Genomic DNA, 16,227 nt, shown 5'->3' with positions numbered 1-16,227 from the left:
GAACCCGCCAAGTAAGTTGGTCGCTGCCCGCGAATCAGGGCGATTATCGGAATGGAGGCCAAAGATGAGCGAATTTTCGCGATAAGTAGGACAGTCATATCCATCCCCTGTTCGTGGATATCACACTCTTTATGGATCGCCGTTGTCTTTTTGCAATGGAGCAGATATGGTCACACCCCTTCGGGAAGAAGAACCCTTCCCGCACTCCCCGTCAAAGGGCATGCTGCTGTCGCAGCGAGGCGCCTCCCGCCGCGCCCCCGGCCGGCGGCGTCCGGTGACATGCTGGACCATCTGCTCCCTGGCCGACGCGAGCGTCGACGCCGTCGCGCTGGCCGCGCCCGTTCTCGACGCCGGGTACGGCGTGCTGCTCGCCTGCCTGGCGGCGGGGCTGCTCGTCCTGCTGAACCTGGCGGGCGGCACGTACCGGATCCGGCTGTCGCCGTCCGTCATGGACGGATGGATGTGGCGAGGGGGATGCGCCACCGCGATCGCCGGCGCGCTGACCGTCGTGGCCCTGGACCACGAGACGACGCTGATCACCTGGACGGCCGAGTCGTCGCGGGTCGTCGTCGCCTACCTCGGGCTGACGCTGACCGGGCGCGGACTGGTCTACGCGGTGCTGCGCCAGGCCCGCCGCCGCGGCGCACTGGTGCCCACGCTGGTGGTGGGCTCCGGCGCGCACGCCAGGAACCTCGCGCTGACCCTGCTGCGCCACACCGAGTACGGCCTGCTGCCCGTCGGCGGCGCCGGCGACGTGCTGGGCCAGGCCCCGTACGAGCCGATCGTGGACGACCCGGAGACCCTGCTCACCATGGCACGCAGACACCTGGCCCGCGTGGTGGTCCTGGCCCCGCCCCCGGGCGGCGAGGAGCAGACCCACCGGCTCGCGCAGCAGGCCCGGCAGGCGGGCTACCCGGTGTACCTGGCGCCGCAGCCCGGCGGCGTGCTGGTCGACTTCGTCCCCGTGGGGGAGCACGTCCGGGGGTTCCCGGTGCTGCGCATGCGGCCGTTGCCGCAGCGGCGCGCGTCCTGGCCGCTCAAGCGCGCCCTGGACGTCGGGCTGGCCGCGGCCGGACTGGTCGTCAGCGCCCCGGTGCTGCTCGCCTGCATGCTGCTGCTGCGCAGGCAGGGAGGACCGGGGGTGCTGTTCCGGCAGGTCCGGGTGGGGATCGCCGGGACGCCCATCGAGATCGTCAAGCTCCGCACCTTCGCCCCGCTGCGCGCCGGCGAGTCCGACACCCGCTGGAGCATCGCCGACGACCCCAGTCTGACCCGGTCCGCCCGGCTGCTGCGCTCCTGTTCCGTGGACGAGCTGCCGCAGCTGTGGAACGTGCTGCGCGGCGACATGAGCCTGGTCGGCCCCCGGCCCGAACGGCCGCACTTCGTGGAGCTGTTCTCGCGCGGCGACCACCACTACGGACGCCGCCACCGCCTGCCCGTCGGCCTCACCGGCCTGGCCCAGACCCACGGCCTGCGCGGCGACACCTCGATCGAGGACCGGGCGCGGCTGGACAACCACTACATCGACACCTGGTCCCTGCGCCGGGACATCAAGATCATGATCCGGACGGTCGGTTGCCTGCTGTGGCCGGGACGATCGTGATCAGGACGTTCCTGCCGTCCCTGGGCCGACTGCCGGCCCGTCCGAGCTTCTGGGCCGCGCTGACGGTGATCGCGGTGTGCGTGCCCGCCGCGCCGCACACCGCGGACGTCGTCCAGCCGCAGGTCGCCGACCTGATGTCGCTGGCGCTGCTGGTGTCCGTGGTGGTGAGCCTGGCGCGGGGCGGTGCGCGTCCCGGCAGGTGGGCCCTGCTCGTCGCACCCGCGGCGCTCGCGGCGACGGCGGCCGCCCTCACGGCGTCCGACGTCCTGCTCGCGCTGCCCGGCCTGGCCCGGTTCCTCCAGGTGTTCGTCCTGGTCCCCGTCGCCGTGACGGTGGCGGTACGGCGGCGGTCGGACCTGCTGCTGGTGGGCGGCGCCGTCGCCGCCGTGTCGCTCGTCCAGGCCGTGATCGGCTGCCGGCAGGCGCTCACGGGCAGCGGCGCCTCCTACGCGGGCCTGCCGATCCGCGCGGTCGGCACGTTCGGCGCGGGCGAGGTCATGGCGCTGGCCAGCATGGTCAGCTTCGGACTGATCATCGCCCTGGCGGTCGCGCTCGCCGGCGGCCCTCGCCGGCGCGTCGCCGCGCTGATCGCCGCGGCGGCGCTCTGCCCGCCGCTCGTCATGTCCCTCAGCCGCGGCACCTGGGTCGCGGTCGGCTGCGCCGTGGCGGTGATGCTCGTGCTGCGCGGCGCACGGCCGGCCGTGGGTGCCGCCGTCGCCGCCACGGCCGGGGCCGTGCTCCTGACGCTCCTGGGCGCGCCCGCCGGCGGGATCGTCGCCGAGCGCGTCGCCTCCATCTCCTCCTCGGTGGTCCAGCCCGACAGATCGGTGTCGGACCGGTACCAGCTGTGGCAGGCGGCGGCCCGCATGTGGCAGGACCACCCGGTCACCGGCGTCGGTCCCAAGGGGTTCGCCGCCTGGCGTGACACCTACGCGCCGCTGGCCCTGTCCTCGGGCAGCGACATCGAGGACGCGACCGGCGGCTACCGCCGCCAGCCGCTGCTGTCCCCGCACAACATGTACCTGCTGGTGCTCAGCGAGCAGGGGCTCGTCGGCCTGTCGGCGTTCGCGCTGCTCGTGGGCGGGGTGCTCGTGCGCACGCTCGCCCGTCCCGGACGGTCCGGCCCGGCGGGGCTGGCCGCCGCCGGCTTCATGACGTGGCTGGCGGTGGACTTCGCCTACGCCGACATCGGCGGCGCGACCAGCCTGGTCATGTCGGTCATGCTGGGCCTGGCGATGGGACGCGCCGACGCCGCGCTCCCGTCGCGGCGGCCCGCGTGCTGAGCCGGGGCGCGGCCGACCTGCGCGCCGCGGCCCTCACCACGATGCTCGTCGGCGCGGGCTCGGCCCTCGGATACGTACGCGACCTGCTGATGGCCGCGCTGTTCGGCGCCAACGCCGACACCGACGCCTTCCTGGTCGCCTGGACCGTCCCCGAGACCGCCGCGCCGCTGCTCATCGAAGGGGCGATGGCCCTGTGGCTGATCCCGCTGTTCAGCACGGCGACCGGGGACGGACAGCGGGCGGCGCTGGTGGAGCGGACGCTGCCCGCCCTGGCCGCCGCGCTCGCCGCCGTCGCCGTGTGCGCCGCGGCGTTCGCGCCCTGGCTGGTGGCGGCGCTGGCCCCCGGCCTTCCGCAGGCCGGGCTGGCCGTGCAGTGCTGGCGGATCTGCTGCGGCTGCGTCCTGCCGTTCGCGCTGGCGGGATACGCCAGCGCGGCCCTTCGGGCCCATCACGTCTTCGGCCCGCCCGCGGCCACCGGCCTGGCCTACAACGTGGCCCTCGTCGGCTGCCTGGTCGTCTGGCACGACACGCTCGGCGTGCGGGCCGCCGCGTGGGGGGTCGCGGTGGGCGCCGTCCTCATGGTCGGCATGCAGGCGCCGGCGTACCTGCGGCGCGTCGGCCTGCCCCGCCGGATGCCCCGCCGCCTGGTGCTGCCGGTCGCCGCGCTGCTGCCCATCGTCGCCTTCACGCTGCTGCGGCAGGGGCAGGTGCTGGTCGAACGCGTGCTCGCCGCCGACCTGCCCGCCGGCGCGATCTCCCATCTCAACTACGCCCAGAAGATCGCCCAGGTGCCGATGGTGGTCTCGCTGATGCTGGCCACCGTCACCTACCCCCACCTGGCCCGCAGCATCGCCGCGGGGGACACCGTACGGGCCTGGCGGCTGCTGGCCCGCGACCTGGCGACGGCGGCGGCCGTCACGGTCGGCGCCGCCGCGCTGCTGGTCGCCTTCGCACCGATGGTCGTGGGCCTGCTGCTGCACCGCGGCGCCTTCGACGACCAGGACGCCGCCGCCACCGAGCACGTCCTGCGGCTGTACACGATCGGCCTGCTGGGCCACACCGTCGTGAGCGTGGTCTGCAGGGCCTACTTCTGCGCCGGGGGCGGGCGCGAGCTGTGGTACCCGGCCCTGGCGATGGCCGCCGGCCTCACCCTGACCGCGACGCTGTCCGTGGCGCTCGTCCCGGGCATGGCGCAGGGCGGCATCGCCCTGGCCAACGCCGTCGGAATCACCGTGACCGCCGCGCTCATGCTGGCCGGTCTCCATCGCCTCGGCCTGTCGCCGTTCCGGAGGGCCGTCACGACCGTCAGGGAAGGAGAGCGCGTATGAGCACGCGCATCGGCGCGCTGCCGCTCATCTGGATGTACCACTCCGTCGCCGAACGCGACGAGGACCCCTTCGACATCGTCGTCACCCCCGAGCGCTTCGCCGCGCACATCCGCTGGCTCGCCCGGCGCGGGCTGCGCGGCGTTTCGGTGCACGAGCTGCTGAACCATCCGGGCGACCGGCGCGGGCTCGTCGGGCTCACCTTCGACGACGGCTACGCCGACTTCGCCACCGACGTCGTCCCGGTGCTGGCCGGTTACGGCTTCACCGCGACCGTCTACGTCGTCGCCGGCCGGATCGGCGGCCACAACGCCTGGGACCGCGACGTCACCCCCCGCCCCCTGATGGACGCCGACACGCTGCGCCGGGTGGCCGCCGCCGGCATGGAGGTCGGCTCCCACACCCACAGCCACCCCCACCTGCCGGCCGCCGCCCCAGGCGAGCTCGCCGACGAGCTGACCACGAGCAAGCTCATGCTCCAGGACGTGCTCGGCGCCCCCGTCACCGGTTTCGCCTATCCCTACGGCGAGCTGACCGCCCGCGAGGTCGCCGCCGTCCGACGGGCCGGGTACGAGCACGCCTGCGCCGTCCGTCCGGGCAGGCTCGCCGGGGCGCACGCCCTGCCGCGCCGCTACGTCGGCGACCGCGACACCGCCGCCCGGCTGCTCGCCAAGAACGCCTGCCACCGGCTGCGCTGGGGGCTGGCCCGATGAAGGTCCTGCACGTCATCACCGGGCTGGCCGCGGGCGGGGCCGAGCAGCAACTGCGGACCCTGCTGCCCCACATGGACTGCGCCAGCGAGGTCGCCGTCCTGACCCGGCCCGGCGCCCTGGCCGACGCCATCCGCGCCGGCGGGACGCCCGTACGCGCCGTGGGCATGGGCGGCAACCGGGACCTGCGCGCGCTGCCCCGGCTCACCGCCCTCATGCGCGCCGGCCGCTACCAGGTCGTGCACGCGCACCTGTACCGGGCCTGCGTCTACGCGCCGCTCGCCGCCCGGCTGGCCCGCGTGCCGGTCGTCGTCACCACCGAGCACTCGGCCGGGGCCCGGCACATCGAGGGACGGCCCGTCACCGCGCCGATCCGCACGCTCTACCGCACGACGTCCCGCCTGACCCACACCGTCGTCGCGGTCTCCCCGGCCGTGGCCGACCGGCTGCACGGCTGGGGCCTGCCGCCCGCACGCGTGGTCACCATCCCCAACGGTGTCGACCTGTCCGCCTTCCGCCACGATCCGCGGGCCGCCGGACCGGCCAGGCTGAGCCTGGGGATCCCGCCGGAGGCGTTCGTCGTCGGCGGGGTCGGCCGCCTGGTCGCGGGCAAGAACTTCCACCTGCTCGTCGAGGCGCTGCCGCGGCTGGACGGCGCGGTGCTCCTGCTCGTCGGCACCGGCCCTGAACAGCCCCGGCTGCGCGGGCTGGCCGCGCGGCTCGGCGTCGAGCGGCGCGTCGTGTTCGCCGGGGAGACCGCGCACGTGCCGGCCCTGCTGTCGGCCATGGACGTGCTGGCCGCCCCCTCGCAGGAGGAGACGTTCGGGCTGGCCGTCGTCGAGGCGCTCGCCGCGGGCCTGCCCGTGCTGTACGGCTCGTGCCCGGCGATCGACGACCTGCCGCCCGGAGCCGTGCCCGGTGCCCGCCGGGTGCCGTCACACCGGCTGGCCGACGAGCTGGCCGCGTTCCTCGCCGCGCCCCGCACGCGCCTGCCGCCACCCCCCGCCCTGGACCGCTACGACGTGCGCCGGCAAGCCCGGCGCCTGCACGACCTCTACGACCGCCTGCTCGCCAGGCGCCACCAGGAAAGGCTGTCATGACTCACCCGGTCCAGCGCGCCGCCGGCGCGCTCCGCACCTGGTCCCTGCTCGCGCTCCCGCTGATCGGCATGGGGGCGGGGCTGACGTACTCGCTGGTCCAGGAGCCCGTCTACACCGCCGACGCCTACGCGGTGGTCAGCTCGGCGCGGCAGGGCGTCCCCACGCAGGACGCCGACTTCGCCCAGGCCTACGCCAGGGTGGCCGTCCACCCCGGCCTGCTCGCCGGGAACGGCGACGCCTACCTGGCCGACGGCGAGCTGCTGCGGACCACTCTGCAGGCGTCGGCCTCGCCCGACGCGCCGCTGATCCGGCTGGCCGCCATCGCCGGCACCCCGGAGGAGGCCGCCAGGCGGGCCAACAGCGTGGCGAGCGCGCTCACCGCCTACGCCAACCGGCACAGCGCCGACACCGGCGTCCGCCTGTCCAGCTTCGCCCCGGCCGTGCCGCCCGCCTCGCCCAGCTCGCCCCAGCCCCTGATCGCCACCGCCGTGGCCACGGCCGCCGGGCTCCTGCTGGCCGCCCTGATCTGGATGGCGGTCCCCGCCCGGGGGCGCCGGGACGATCAGGAGGCCGCGCCCGCACGTCGGCCGGCCGACACGGTGTCCGCATGACGACCACGACCCGGCAGACCCCTGACCTGGCCACCGAGGTCGTGACCGGCTCCAGCCGCCTGCGCGCCCTGGCGGGGGAGTGGGCCGACCTGCACGACCGCTCCCCGGCCGCGACGCCGTTCCAGTCGCACGTCTGGCTGTCGTCGTGGTGGGAGACCTACGGCCGGAACGCGAACCTGAGCGCCGTCCTGCTGCGCCGCCGGGGACGGCTGGTGGCCGCCGCCCCCGTCATGACCGTGCGCCGGGCGGGGCTGCGCGTCCTGCGGCCGCTCGGCGGCGACCAGTCCGACTTCACCGACGTCCTGATCGAGGACGGGGACCCCGACCTCCCGGCGGCACTCGGCCGGGCCCTCGCCGAGCTGCCCGGATGGGACGTGCTCGACCTGCCCGAGGTGCGGCCGGGCGCGGACGCCGAACGGCTCGCGGCGGCCTGGCCGGGCCGTTCCTGGCGGCTGCCCGCCTCGACGTGCGTCGAACTGCCCGGCGTCCCTCTCGGCCGGCTGCTCGCCGGGCTGCCCGGCAAGAACGGGAACAAGCTGCGCCGCGAGCTCAGACGCGTGGACGAGGCCCCCATCCAGGTCAGGGACGTCCCGGCCGCCGAGGCCGAGCACGCCGTCGCCCGCCTGCTCGACCTGCACGCCCTGCAGTGGCAGGGCCGGGGCATCAACGTCGAGCACACCAAGCCGCGCTTCCGCGCCCACCTGGCCCGCGCCGCCCGGCGGCTGGTGGCCGAGCAGCAGGCGCGGCTGATCGAGTACCACCTCGACGGCCAGGTCGTCGCGGTGGACCTGGTGATCGTCGGCAAGGACTTCGTCGGCGGCTACCTCTACGGCACCCACCCCGACCTGCGCGCCCAGGTGGACGTCGTGACCCTGCTGCTCCGCACCGACCTCGGGCTCGCGCACGAGCTGGGCCGCCCGACGATGTCGCTGCTGCGCGGAGCCGAGTCCCACAAGACCAAATGGGGCGGACAGTGCGCGGTCAGCCACCGGCTCCTGCTGGCCAGGACGCCCGTCGCGACGGCCTACGCCCTCGCGGCCCGCGCCCGGGTGGGCGGCCGGACGCTCCGCGGGCGGTGGGCGACGCTCGACCGGGTGCGCGGCCGCGCGCTCGGCCGACGGTGGGAAGCGCTCGACCGGGTTCTGCGCAGGGCGCGATGACGTCCTTCGTCCCGCACGGCCCACGGGCGCCGCGCGTGCTCCACGTCACCCAGCCCACCGAGGGCGGCGTCGCCGCCTACGTCGAGAGCGCCTGCGCCGACCAGAGCCGGCGCGGATGGACGGTCGCCGTCGCCGCACCCCCGCGAGGGCGGCTCGGCGAGCGGCTGGCCGCGATCGGGCTGCCGCACCTGCCGTGGCCCGCCGCACGGGCGCCGCATCCGGCCGACCTGGCCGCCGCCGTCGCCCTGAGGCGCATCGTGCGCCGGTTCCGTCCCGACGTGGTGCATCTGCACTCCTCCAAGGCCGGGCTGGTCGGCCGGGCGGTGCTGCGTGGCCGCGTGCCGACGCTGTTCCAGCCGCACGGCTGGTCCTGGCTGGCCTGCCGGGGGACGCTCGCCACCGCCTCCACCCTCTGGGAACGCGTCGCCACCCGGTGGACGCAGCTCGGGCTCTGCGTCGGCCAGGGCGAGTACCGGCAGGCCCGGGACGCGGGCGTGGGCGGCCCGCTGACCGTCGTCCGCAACGGCGTGGACCTGGCCCGCTTCCCGCCCGCCACGCCCGACGAGCGCCTCGCCGCCCGCCGTGACCTGGGCCTTTCCCGGCGAGCGCCGCTGGTCGTCTGCGTCGGCCGGATCACCCGGCAGAAGGGCCAGGACCTGCTGGTCGAGTCCTGGCCGCAGATCGCCGCCTGCGTCCCGGACGCCTGCCTCGCCCTCGTCGGCGACGGGGACGACTACGGCCGGCTGCGCCGCGACGCGCCGCCCGGCGTTCTCATGCCGGGGGCGAGCGGCGATCCGCGGCCCTGGTACGCCGCCGCCGACCTGGTGGCGCTGCCGTCCCGGTGGGAGGGGTTGCCGCTGACCGTGCTGGAGGCCATGGCCACCGGGCGGTCGGTGGTGGCCGCCGCCGTCCCCGGTCTCACGGAGGTGGTCACCCCGGAGATCGGCGCGCTCGTCGAGCCGCGGGACCCGGCGGCGCTGGCCGTGGCGATCGTGGCCCGGCTGACCGACCCGGCCATGCGGCACGAGGAGGAGCGGGCGGCGCCGTCGCGGGCGGCCGAGTTCGACCTCGGCGTCACCCTCGACCGGCTGGCCGCGCACACGCTGCGGCTGGCGCGGCCGGGTCAGCCCGAAGCCGGCGTGGCCGCCGGGGCGGGGACGTCCGCAGCCGAGGAGACGGCCACGGAGGAGACGGCCGGGCTGGGCTGAGGGGGCGTCGGCAGCTCAAAGGTCGGTGGGAACGTCGGCGGCGCGGACGGCCCCGGCTGGAAGCCCGGGTCGCGCATGAGCTGACGGAAGACCCGCGACGACTTCGGGTTGGCCGGGCAACGCCAGACGCCGTGCGGGCAGTAGTCCACGATCGAGTGGTAGGCCACGTCGTGCCGGGCGATCCAGTCGAGCATGGCGCGCACGAACTCCGGCCGGTCGCCGTACCGGAACAGCCCCCACTCGGGGAAGGAGATCTTCTTGCCGTGCGAGGACGCGAACTCGGCCTGCGCCTCCAGCCCGTACGGCTGGTCGACGTAGTCGGAGAACTGCTGGCCCGGGCCCTGGTCGTAGCTGTCCATGCCGATGATGTCCACCACGTCGTCGCCGGGGTAGCACTCGGTCCAGCCGATGGCGTCCGGGCCCCGGTTGGGGCTGAAGTCGAAGCGGAAGCGCTGCCCCGGCACCGCCCGCATCACGGTGACGATCCGCCTCCAGTACGCCATCCACGCCTGCGGATCGGCCGAGCAGCGGCTGGAGTAGGTCAGGCCGTTCATCTCCCAGCCCGGGACGATCACCGTGTCCGGTGCGTGCCCGGCGACCAGCGTCCGGGCCAGCCGGTCGAAGTACGGGTCGAACGCGCCGTCCGCGCCGGCGTTCAGCAGCACCGACACCGTGTCGTCCGGGAGGTCGCCCTCGTTCGGCATGACCATCGGCACGTTGAGCACGAGCATGCGCGACGGCTCGGCGGCCCGCCACCGCATCCAGGGTTGCAGGACGAAGTCGGGCCCGCCCAGCGCGTTCCACGCCTCGCCCGGCACGTACGTCCGCCCCACCCGGACCTCCGCTCCCAGCCACGCCTCGAACGCGCTCATCAGGTGCGGCCCGCGCCAGTCTGAGGCGAGGAACACCCCGAACGGGACGCCGGACACGTCAGGGCGGGCGGCGGACGGCTGCTTGCGCGGCTTCGCCTTCAGCGCCGTCGGGACCACCACGGCGATCACGACCAACAGCGCGCAGACCCAGGCTATCCTCACGGTCATCGCTCCCCCTTACTGGGTGTATCAGCTCACGTACCCAAAGAGAGAACTCCGGTGATCAAGTCACAGCAAAAGTGATCGTGAAGGTGGCCGCACGTGGGAGTCACCCCGGGCCGTAAAGCGTTGGCCGGGTGCGACCCGCCGCCGGTAGTGTGCCGATCATGGCTAGCCGCATCTCCGAACTGATCGTCCCCTGCCGTGATCCGCACCGGCTCGCGGCCTTCTGGTGCGAGGTGCTGGACTTCGTCGTGCTCGACACCGAGGACGACGGCGCGGTGGAGATCGGGCCGCGGGAAGGGTTCGGCGGGCTGCAGCCGACACTCGTCTTCAGCCCCACCACCGAGCCCAAGACAGGCAGGCTGCGACTGCACTTCGACGTCAACGCCACCGACCGCGACCAGGCCGCCGAACTCGAACGCCTGCTGAAGCTCGGAGCACGCCCGGCCGACGTCGGCCAGACCGGCGAAGAACCGTGGCACGTCCTGGCCGATCCCGAGGACAACGAGTTCTGCCTGCTGCGCACCCGCCTGAGCTGAGCCCCTGCCCCCACCGGCCCCCATCCCTTCGTGAGGACTTCGCGCGCATGACGCCGCCTGCTCTCTAGACCTGACACCTTCCTGCGCATCGGTCGCCGACGGACGCCGTCGGCTCTGTTTTCCGTGCTCTTCGTCAGGTCTTCAGAGAGATCATGTCTTCACATCCTCATATCGTGCTGCCCTGGGTGGTGCGGCGCACCCGCCTGCCCCTGCTCGTCCTGCGGTGCGTGGCCTGCCCGTCCGACCGCGCCACCGTCGGTGACGGCAGGTTCCGGGTCAACGCCAACGGCAAGCTCCTCGACGTCTGGCTCCTGGTCAATTGCCTTTCCTGTGACCGGACCGGCAAGCTCACCGTCCACGACCGGGTTCCGGTCCGGTCGCTGGCCCCCCGCCTGCTGGCCGGTTACTCGGCCAACTCGCCGTCCCTCGCCGCGCAGGTCCTTCTCGACCCGTTGACCGCCCGCCGCAACCGGTACGCGCTCGACTGGCACGGGTGCTGGGAACTCCGCGCGCCCGCCGTCCCCGAGAGTCCGTGGCCCCTTCGGGTCATGGTCACCTTCGACGATCCCGTGCCGGTGCGTCCCGATCGGCTCATCGGCCTCGGGCTGGGCGTCAGCCGGGACGAGATCGCCCGCCGGGTCAAGATCGACATCCCGCCGAACCGCAGGACGAAACGGGACTTCTCCTTCCTCCTGATCAGTCCCTAGGTTCAGCGGCGGGTCCATCGGGCCGGCAGACGGGCACCCGTCTGCCGGCCCACCTGCGGTCATCGCCCGCGTTCCGGGCCGCCCGTGCTCGTCGCCGACCTGCCGGGCCACTCGCGGGCCTCCGCAGAAAGGGGGCGTCGGTCATCCGGGAAGCGGTGGGAGGCCCGGCAGGAGGGGGATCGGCAGCTCGCCGCCGGGTCCGGCGCGGGTGCGGAGCGCGGTGCGCGCCCTCTCCAGGCGTGCGACGTCGGCGGCGGTCACCGATCCGGTCCCGGACCGGGCCAGTTCCCTCATCCGGCCGGCCCACCACGACAGCTCCGCCTCGGCCTCGCCCGTGGCGAACGTCCCGGCGGCGCGCTGGCAGCCGATCAAGGCGTCCAGGCGTCGCTGGTCGTGCGTGGCGTCCGACCTCCAGAGGCGGGCGAGGCACACGTTCGCCGCCGCCACCAGGACGGGCGCGTACGGGTCGATCCAGGCCGACTCGTCCACCGCGGCGAGCAGGCCGTCGGCGGCGAGCTCCAGGTCGTTCCTGTCGCCGGTCCTTCGGTGCCGTACAAGAAGCAGTGTCGCGTGGAAGCCGCGGAGCAGCGGCGCGTACGGCGCCAGATCCGGCGTCGCCTCCCGAGCCCACCGCGCAAGCTCGACAGCCGCATCCAGAGAGGCGCCGTCGAGAGGGGCCGCGTCCCGTTCGGGCAGCGCGTGCGCCAGGGCGGCGGCGCCCTGGCGCAGGGCGCGCACCACCGGGGGAAGCACCTCCTCCATCGGCGCCGGGGCCACGACCGGAGGCGGGGGCACGGTGGGAGGTGGGGGCGGGGTGGCTGCCACGTAGGCGGTCATCGCGTGCAGTGCGTCGGTGAGGCCGGGGATGCTTCGCCGGGCGAGGGTCGCGGGTACGCCGATCGCCCGGCACTCGCGCAGCAGCTCCCACCGCGCGTGGTAGCGCACTGCGTTGACCTCGTCCTGGCGGGCCAGCGCGTCGGCGACGAGCACCTGCGCGAAGGAGTCGAACTCCTCCTGCGCCGTCATCGAGAACTCGACCACCGCCGCAGCGGCCGCCGCGAGACCGTCGGCGTCGACCAGCGCGTCCCAGCCGTCCAGGACCCTGTCGGGCACATGCTCGCCGAACGAGTGCTCGATCCCCAGAGCGGCCATCGCCGACCGGCGCCGGTCGATCAACCGTACGACCGTCGCCGCCGCCCCGGCGTCGGGCCCGGCGCCCTGGAGCAGGTCGTGCAGCCGCCGGGCGAACGCGGCCGTCTCCGCCAGCGGCTCTCCGGCGAGCCGCGAGACCAGCTCCCCGGAGTCCCCGGCCACGTCCAGACAACGCCGTAAGACGGCCTGTACCTCCTCCTCACGCGGCACATCGGCCCGTACGTCCTCCTCACGCGTCACGGCAGTCCTCCTCCCGTGGCGGGTTCGGAGCCGGAGAGCCGGTGGCGGACCGCGTCCAGGCGGGCGGCCAGCGCCGGGTCCCTCTCGCGCAGTTCCGACAGGTCCGAGCGGGTGGCGAGCAGGTGCGACCACAGGACGCTGCACCCCTGGTCGAGGAAGGCGACCGCGAGGCCGGCGTCACCGGCGTCGAGCGCGGCGCCCGCCGCGTCCCCGGCCAGGAGCATCGTCGGCCGCAACATCCGCTCCTGGTCGTCACGAGGCAGGCCCGGCCAGGTCAGCACGGGCAGCAGCTCGATCGCGGTGCCGAACGCCTCGATCGTGCCGGGCGACCCCGGTGACAGCCGGGCCGACATCCGGGCCCAGGCGATCGCGCAGGTCATCCGTACCGACGTGGCCGCCGTGGCGGACAGGGCGGCGCGCCGCCAGCAGTCCAGGGCCCGGTCGGCGGACGCGGACGCCCCCGACTGGCCGAACAGGTCGGCGTGGGCGCTGCCCAGGTTCAGCAGGAGTTGCGCGTGGAAGGGCGATTCGGGCGGGGTGTGGGCCAGCCCGGCCTCCGAGACCTCCACCGCCCGGCGCAGGTCGGCCGGGTCGCCCGCTTCGGAAAACCTGTCGCGCAGGAATCTGCCCAGGTTGGACAGGAGGAACGAGCGCATCGGGTCGTCGTCGGGCAGGCCGTCCACCGCCCGTTCCAGCAGGCCGATCGCCCGGCGCAGGTCAGGGCCCGAGGCGCGGGCGGCCAGGGCCAGGGCCTGTCCGGCCAGGGCCGCCGGGACCCGGGGATGGCCGTCGGGCAGCAGGCCGGCGGCCCGTTCGGTGAGGGCGACGGCGGCGGCCAGGTCCTCGTCCGAACGGCGCGCCGCGTGCCGGTCGAGCAGCGCCTGCGCCAGGTTCAGCAGGCAGGTGACCTGCTGGTCGGTGCCGGGCAGGGGGCCGGTCAGTGATCGCCGGTAGAGGTCCACCGCGCGTTCCAGGTCGGCCGAGTCGCCGAAGTGCTGGTACCGGGTCTGCAGCGCGGTGGCCAGGTTGACGAGATGGTCGACGCGCTCGACGGTGTCCCCAGGGGTGGCCTCGACCGCGTCGCCCGCGACCTTGATCGCCTCGTCGAGGCTCTGCCGGTCGCCGCTGAGCTCGAACTCGTTGCGCAGCGCGAAGGCCAGGTTGGACGAGGACGACGCCCGGTGCTCGTCCTGGGGCGCCATGGCCATCGCCGTGCGGTGGGCCGCGATGGCCTCGCGCAGCGCCTCGGGGCTGCCGGTGCGTTCGTGCAGCTTGCGCAGGACGACGGCCAGTTGCCCGTGGTCGGCCGAGGTGCTGTGGGCCACGCCGGTGGCCTCGCGCATCAGGCGGACGGCCTCCAGCAGGCTGTCCAGCTCCCCGGTGTGCTCGAAGCGGAAGGCCAGGACGCGCGCCATGAGGGTGCGTGCCTCGCGGGCGTCTTCGCCGCCGGGTGGGGCCTCGGCCATCAGCCGGTACGCCAGCCGGGTGGCCTCGTCGAGATCGGCGGACGCCCGGCCGTCGCGGTACCGGTCGGCGAGCAGTGTGGCCAGCGCGCGCAGGAGCCCCTGGACGTCCAGGCCGGGGGCGGGCGGCATGTGGCCGGCCGCGCGCAGGAGCTCCACGGCCTCGTCGAGGTGTGCCCGGTCGCCGGTCGACTCGAACCGGTCCTGGAGCAGGCCCGCCGTGGCGCCGTAGGCCGCGGGCCGGAGCTCCGGCCGGTGCTCGGAGAGGCCGATCGCCTCCCTGCCGGCCGCGATGGCCCGTTCGAGGTCCTCGACCCGGCCGGTGCGCTCGGCGGCCCTGCCCAGCGAGGTGGCCAGGTAGATCAGTCTCTCCGGGCGTTCGGGGGCGTCGGGAGCGGTGCTGTCCACCAGCCGCTGGGCGGTGTCGGCGAGCGCGTACCGGGTCGTCCCGCCGTTCAGCCGGACCGACCGGAGCTGGGTGTGGAACAGGTTGGTCAGGACCGACGGCAGGTCGGCGTCGTCACGCGCCGCGACCCGTTCCAGGACGGCGATCGCCTCCCGCAGGTCACCGGGGTGCCCGCGCCTGTGGTGGCGCAGGCTCAGCGCGGCGCCCAGGTTCGCCAGGTCGCCGGCGTACGTGGGGTTGTCGTGGTCCGGGGCGTAGGCGATGGCCAGCCGCAGCAGCTCGACCGCCTCGTCCAGCGCCGGTCCGTCGGGCTCGGCCGTCCCGGTCAGCGTCGCGTGGGCGCGGTCTCCCCACAGGTTCGCCGCGTGCCCGGCCCCCGCGGCGAACCCCGACCTCAGGGGCTCGGGAAGCCGGGTGCCCCCGAGCCGGACCGCGGTCTCGAAGTACACCAGCGCGAGCTGCAGGTACGGCAGCCGCTCGACCGGCGCGACACGATACAGACACCAGCACGCCCAGCCCAGCGTCTCGACCAGCCGGTGCTGCCGGGCCGCGTCACCGAGGTCGCCGGGCGCCGTGACCCGCATGAGCGCGGCCGTCTCGGCCAGGGCGGACGGGCCGGCGAAGGCGTCGCGGTTCCCGCGGTCGACGCACCGGGAGATCCGCCGCCACACGGCCCGGACGAGCCGGTCGGCGTCCTTCCTGTCACGGTCACGCACACGCCTCGACCGCCTCGATCGCCGTGGCCGCGGCGAGGTCGGCGGTGACCTCCCCGCCCCTGGTCCGCAGGACGGCGCGTCCCGCTGCGACGCGTACGACGGCCCCGCAGGTCGTGCCCGCCGGGGTGGTCACCGACAGGGACGGCCTGCCGGCCTCGGGGCCGTACCAGGTGGCGCCGATCGCGGCGACGAGGAGCGCGGCGCACAGGAGCGTCAGCGCGATGCCGCGGCGCAGGGCGGCGGCCGAGTCGAGCGCTTCGAGGTGGTCGGCGGCGCGGCGCGGCGGCAGCGTCCTGGTCGGGGCGACCGCGGGCCGTCCGTGCGCCGCGCGGATGAGCAGCAGCGCGGCCACGGCGCCGACGACCAGCGCGATCAGCAGCAGCACGCCGACCACGACGGCCCATCCCCGGTCGAGCTGTCCGACGTCCGTCCGGCCCTTGATCAGGCTGAAGCCGACGAGCGCGGCCAGCAGCCCGCCGAGACCGTTGCGCCAGGCGACCGCGGCCTCGCGGACCCTGGGCAGCTCGGTACGGAGCAGGTGCTCCCGGTCCTGGGCGGCCAGCAGGTGGGCCGGACCGGCGGGGCCCGGACCGGGGGAGAGGACGTGGCTCACCGCGGGCCCGCCGAGACGGTGAGCGTCCAGTAGGCGCCGCACCCGTAGCGGCCCTCCGGCCGGTTGGGGTGGTCGTCCTCGCAGGTGCACATCATCGGCTCCACCGTCTCCTGCTGCGGTCGCGGCCTGCGGCGCAGCCGTTCGCCGGCGGCGCGCGGCGACCGGACGATGCCGCTGACGAGCGGGATCTCCATGGGCGCCCGGCAGCGAGGGCAGGGCCCGCGCAGGATCAGCGTGCCCGGACGCGGCTCCTCCACCGTGAAGCTGCCGGCGGCGAGCCGGGCGTACGCCTCGTCGGTGACCTCCTTGTAGGGCAGCGGCTCGCCGTCCTCCGGCGAAGGGACGCTGGCCGTCATG

The 16,227-nt window shown here is 74.9% G+C and carries 15 protein-coding genes; 10 read left to right on the top strand and 5 right to left on the bottom strand.

Annotation, left to right across the window (positions count from 1 at the left end):
- Window positions 1–166 precede the first annotated feature (166 nt).
- Genes ACIA8R_RS32660 through ACIA8R_RS32625 form a run of 8 tightly spaced genes read left to right on the top strand, consistent with a single transcriptional unit; the run spans window position 167 to window position 9,000 of the window.
- Window positions 167–1,603: a sugar transferase gene (locus ACIA8R_RS32660; protein ID WP_397041829.1), complete on the top strand. Its 1,437-nt coding sequence runs from the start codon at window positions 167–169 to the stop codon at window positions 1,601–1,603.
- A complete protein-coding gene (locus ACIA8R_RS32655; RefSeq protein ID WP_397041828.1) occupies window positions 1,585–2,886 on the top strand; it encodes an O-antigen ligase family protein in 1,302 nt (433 codons plus the stop codon). The genes ACIA8R_RS32660 and ACIA8R_RS32655 overlap by 19 nt, the downstream gene beginning before the upstream one ends.
- Window positions 2,880–4,214, top strand: a complete 1,335-nt coding sequence (locus ACIA8R_RS32650) for a lipid II flippase MurJ (RefSeq protein WP_397041827.1) — start codon at window positions 2,880–2,882, stop codon at window positions 4,212–4,214. The genes ACIA8R_RS32655 and ACIA8R_RS32650 overlap by 7 nt, the downstream gene beginning before the upstream one ends.
- Window positions 4,211–4,924, top strand: coding sequence for a polysaccharide deacetylase family protein (locus ACIA8R_RS32645; protein WP_364091744.1), 714 nt, complete (start codon window positions 4,211–4,213; stop codon window positions 4,922–4,924). The genes ACIA8R_RS32650 and ACIA8R_RS32645 overlap by 4 nt, the downstream gene beginning before the upstream one ends.
- Complete coding sequence (locus ACIA8R_RS32640; RefSeq protein ID WP_397041826.1) at window positions 4,921–6,021, top strand: glycosyltransferase; 1,101 nt, start codon at window positions 4,921–4,923, stop codon at window positions 6,019–6,021. Before ACIA8R_RS32645 ends, ACIA8R_RS32640 begins: the two co-directional genes overlap by 4 nt.
- Window positions 6,018–6,632 carry a hypothetical protein gene (locus ACIA8R_RS32635; RefSeq protein WP_397041825.1) on the top strand — a complete coding sequence of 205 codons (615 nt, stop codon included), beginning with the start codon at window positions 6,018–6,020 and terminating at the stop codon, window positions 6,630–6,632. The genes ACIA8R_RS32640 and ACIA8R_RS32635 overlap by 4 nt, the downstream gene beginning before the upstream one ends.
- A complete protein-coding gene (locus ACIA8R_RS32630) occupies window positions 6,629–7,792 on the top strand; it encodes a GNAT family N-acetyltransferase (RefSeq protein ID WP_364091748.1) in 1,164 nt (387 codons plus the stop codon). Before ACIA8R_RS32635 ends, ACIA8R_RS32630 begins: the two co-directional genes overlap by 4 nt.
- Window positions 7,789–9,000: a glycosyltransferase gene (locus ACIA8R_RS32625; RefSeq protein ID WP_397041824.1), complete on the top strand. Its 1,212-nt coding sequence runs from the start codon at window positions 7,789–7,791 to the stop codon at window positions 8,998–9,000. The genes ACIA8R_RS32630 and ACIA8R_RS32625 overlap by 4 nt, the downstream gene beginning before the upstream one ends.
- Here ACIA8R_RS32625 and ACIA8R_RS32620 read toward each other — a convergent pair.
- Window positions 8,916–10,040 carry a glycosyl hydrolase gene (locus ACIA8R_RS32620; RefSeq protein ID WP_364091752.1) on the bottom strand — a complete coding sequence of 375 codons (1,125 nt, stop codon included), beginning with the start codon at window positions 10,038–10,040 and terminating at the stop codon, window positions 8,916–8,918. The genes ACIA8R_RS32625 and ACIA8R_RS32620 overlap by 85 nt on opposite strands.
- 158 nt (window positions 10,041–10,198) lie before the next feature.
- Here ACIA8R_RS32620 and ACIA8R_RS32615 point away from each other — a divergent pair, with 158 nt between their 5' ends.
- Both ACIA8R_RS32615 and ACIA8R_RS32610 read left to right on the top strand, forming a co-directional pair.
- A complete protein-coding gene (locus ACIA8R_RS32615; RefSeq protein ID WP_357708982.1) occupies window positions 10,199–10,573 on the top strand; it encodes a VOC family protein in 375 nt (124 codons plus the stop codon).
- Window positions 10,574–10,746: 173 nt separating this feature from the next.
- Entirely contained in the window at window positions 10,747–11,280 is a 534-nt protein-coding gene (locus tag ACIA8R_RS32610) for a DUF1062 domain-containing protein (RefSeq protein WP_397041823.1), read from the top strand.
- A 141-nt stretch (window positions 11,281–11,421) separates the two neighbouring features.
- Here ACIA8R_RS32610 and ACIA8R_RS32605 read toward each other — a convergent pair whose 3' ends face one another.
- The 4 genes from ACIA8R_RS32605 to ACIA8R_RS32590 are packed head-to-tail and all read right to left on the bottom strand — an operon-like array spanning window position 11,422 to window position 16,226.
- Window positions 11,422–12,672 (bottom strand): hypothetical protein, encoded by a 1,251-nt coding sequence (locus ACIA8R_RS32605; protein WP_397041822.1) that lies wholly within the window; start codon window positions 12,670–12,672, stop codon window positions 11,422–11,424.
- The gene (locus tag ACIA8R_RS32600; protein ID WP_397041821.1) at window positions 12,669–15,257 is read right to left on the bottom strand and encodes a tetratricopeptide repeat protein; all 2,589 of its coding nucleotides are present in this window, start codon (window positions 15,255–15,257) and stop codon (window positions 12,669–12,671) included. The genes ACIA8R_RS32605 and ACIA8R_RS32600 overlap by 4 nt, the downstream gene beginning before the upstream one ends.
- Window positions 15,250–15,870, bottom strand: a complete 621-nt coding sequence (locus ACIA8R_RS32595; protein ID WP_397041820.1) for a hypothetical protein — start codon at window positions 15,868–15,870, stop codon at window positions 15,250–15,252. Before ACIA8R_RS32595 ends, ACIA8R_RS32600 begins: the two co-directional genes overlap by 8 nt.
- Window positions 15,867–16,226, bottom strand: coding sequence for a hypothetical protein (locus tag ACIA8R_RS32590; protein WP_397041819.1), 360 nt, complete (start codon window positions 16,224–16,226; stop codon window positions 15,867–15,869). Before ACIA8R_RS32590 ends, ACIA8R_RS32595 begins: the two co-directional genes overlap by 4 nt.
- Window position 16,227 lies beyond the last annotated feature (1 nt).

Source organism: Nonomuraea sp. NPDC051191 (assembly GCF_044455665.1).
Classification (GTDB): Bacteria; Actinomycetota; Actinomycetes; order Streptosporangiales; family Streptosporangiaceae; genus Nonomuraea.
This window is presented reverse-complemented; position numbering and strand designations above follow the sequence as displayed.

Coding starts and splice junctions, on each gene's coding strand:
- ACIA8R_RS32630 (WP_364091748.1), top strand. CDS start 6,629: ATGACGACCACGACCCGGCAGACCCCTGACCTGGCCACCGAGGTCGTG.
- ACIA8R_RS32615 (WP_357708982.1), top strand. CDS start 10,199: ATGGCTAGCCGCATCTCCGAACTGATCGTCCCCTGCCGTGATCCGCAC.
- ACIA8R_RS32660 (WP_397041829.1), top strand. CDS start 167: ATGGTCACACCCCTTCGGGAAGAAGAACCCTTCCCGCACTCCCCGTCA.
- ACIA8R_RS32645 (WP_364091744.1), top strand. CDS start 4,211: ATGAGCACGCGCATCGGCGCGCTGCCGCTCATCTGGATGTACCACTCC.
- ACIA8R_RS32620 (WP_364091752.1), bottom strand. CDS start 10,040: ATGACCGTGAGGATAGCCTGGGTCTGCGCGCTGTTGGTCGTGATCGCC.
- ACIA8R_RS32635 (WP_397041825.1), top strand. CDS start 6,018: ATGACTCACCCGGTCCAGCGCGCCGCCGGCGCGCTCCGCACCTGGTCC.
- ACIA8R_RS32625 (WP_397041824.1), top strand. CDS start 7,789: ATGACGTCCTTCGTCCCGCACGGCCCACGGGCGCCGCGCGTGCTCCAC.
- ACIA8R_RS32590 (WP_397041819.1), bottom strand. CDS start 16,226: ATGACGGCCAGCGTCCCTTCGCCGGAGGACGGCGAGCCGCTGCCCTAC.
- ACIA8R_RS32640 (WP_397041826.1), top strand. CDS start 4,921: ATGAAGGTCCTGCACGTCATCACCGGGCTGGCCGCGGGCGGGGCCGAG.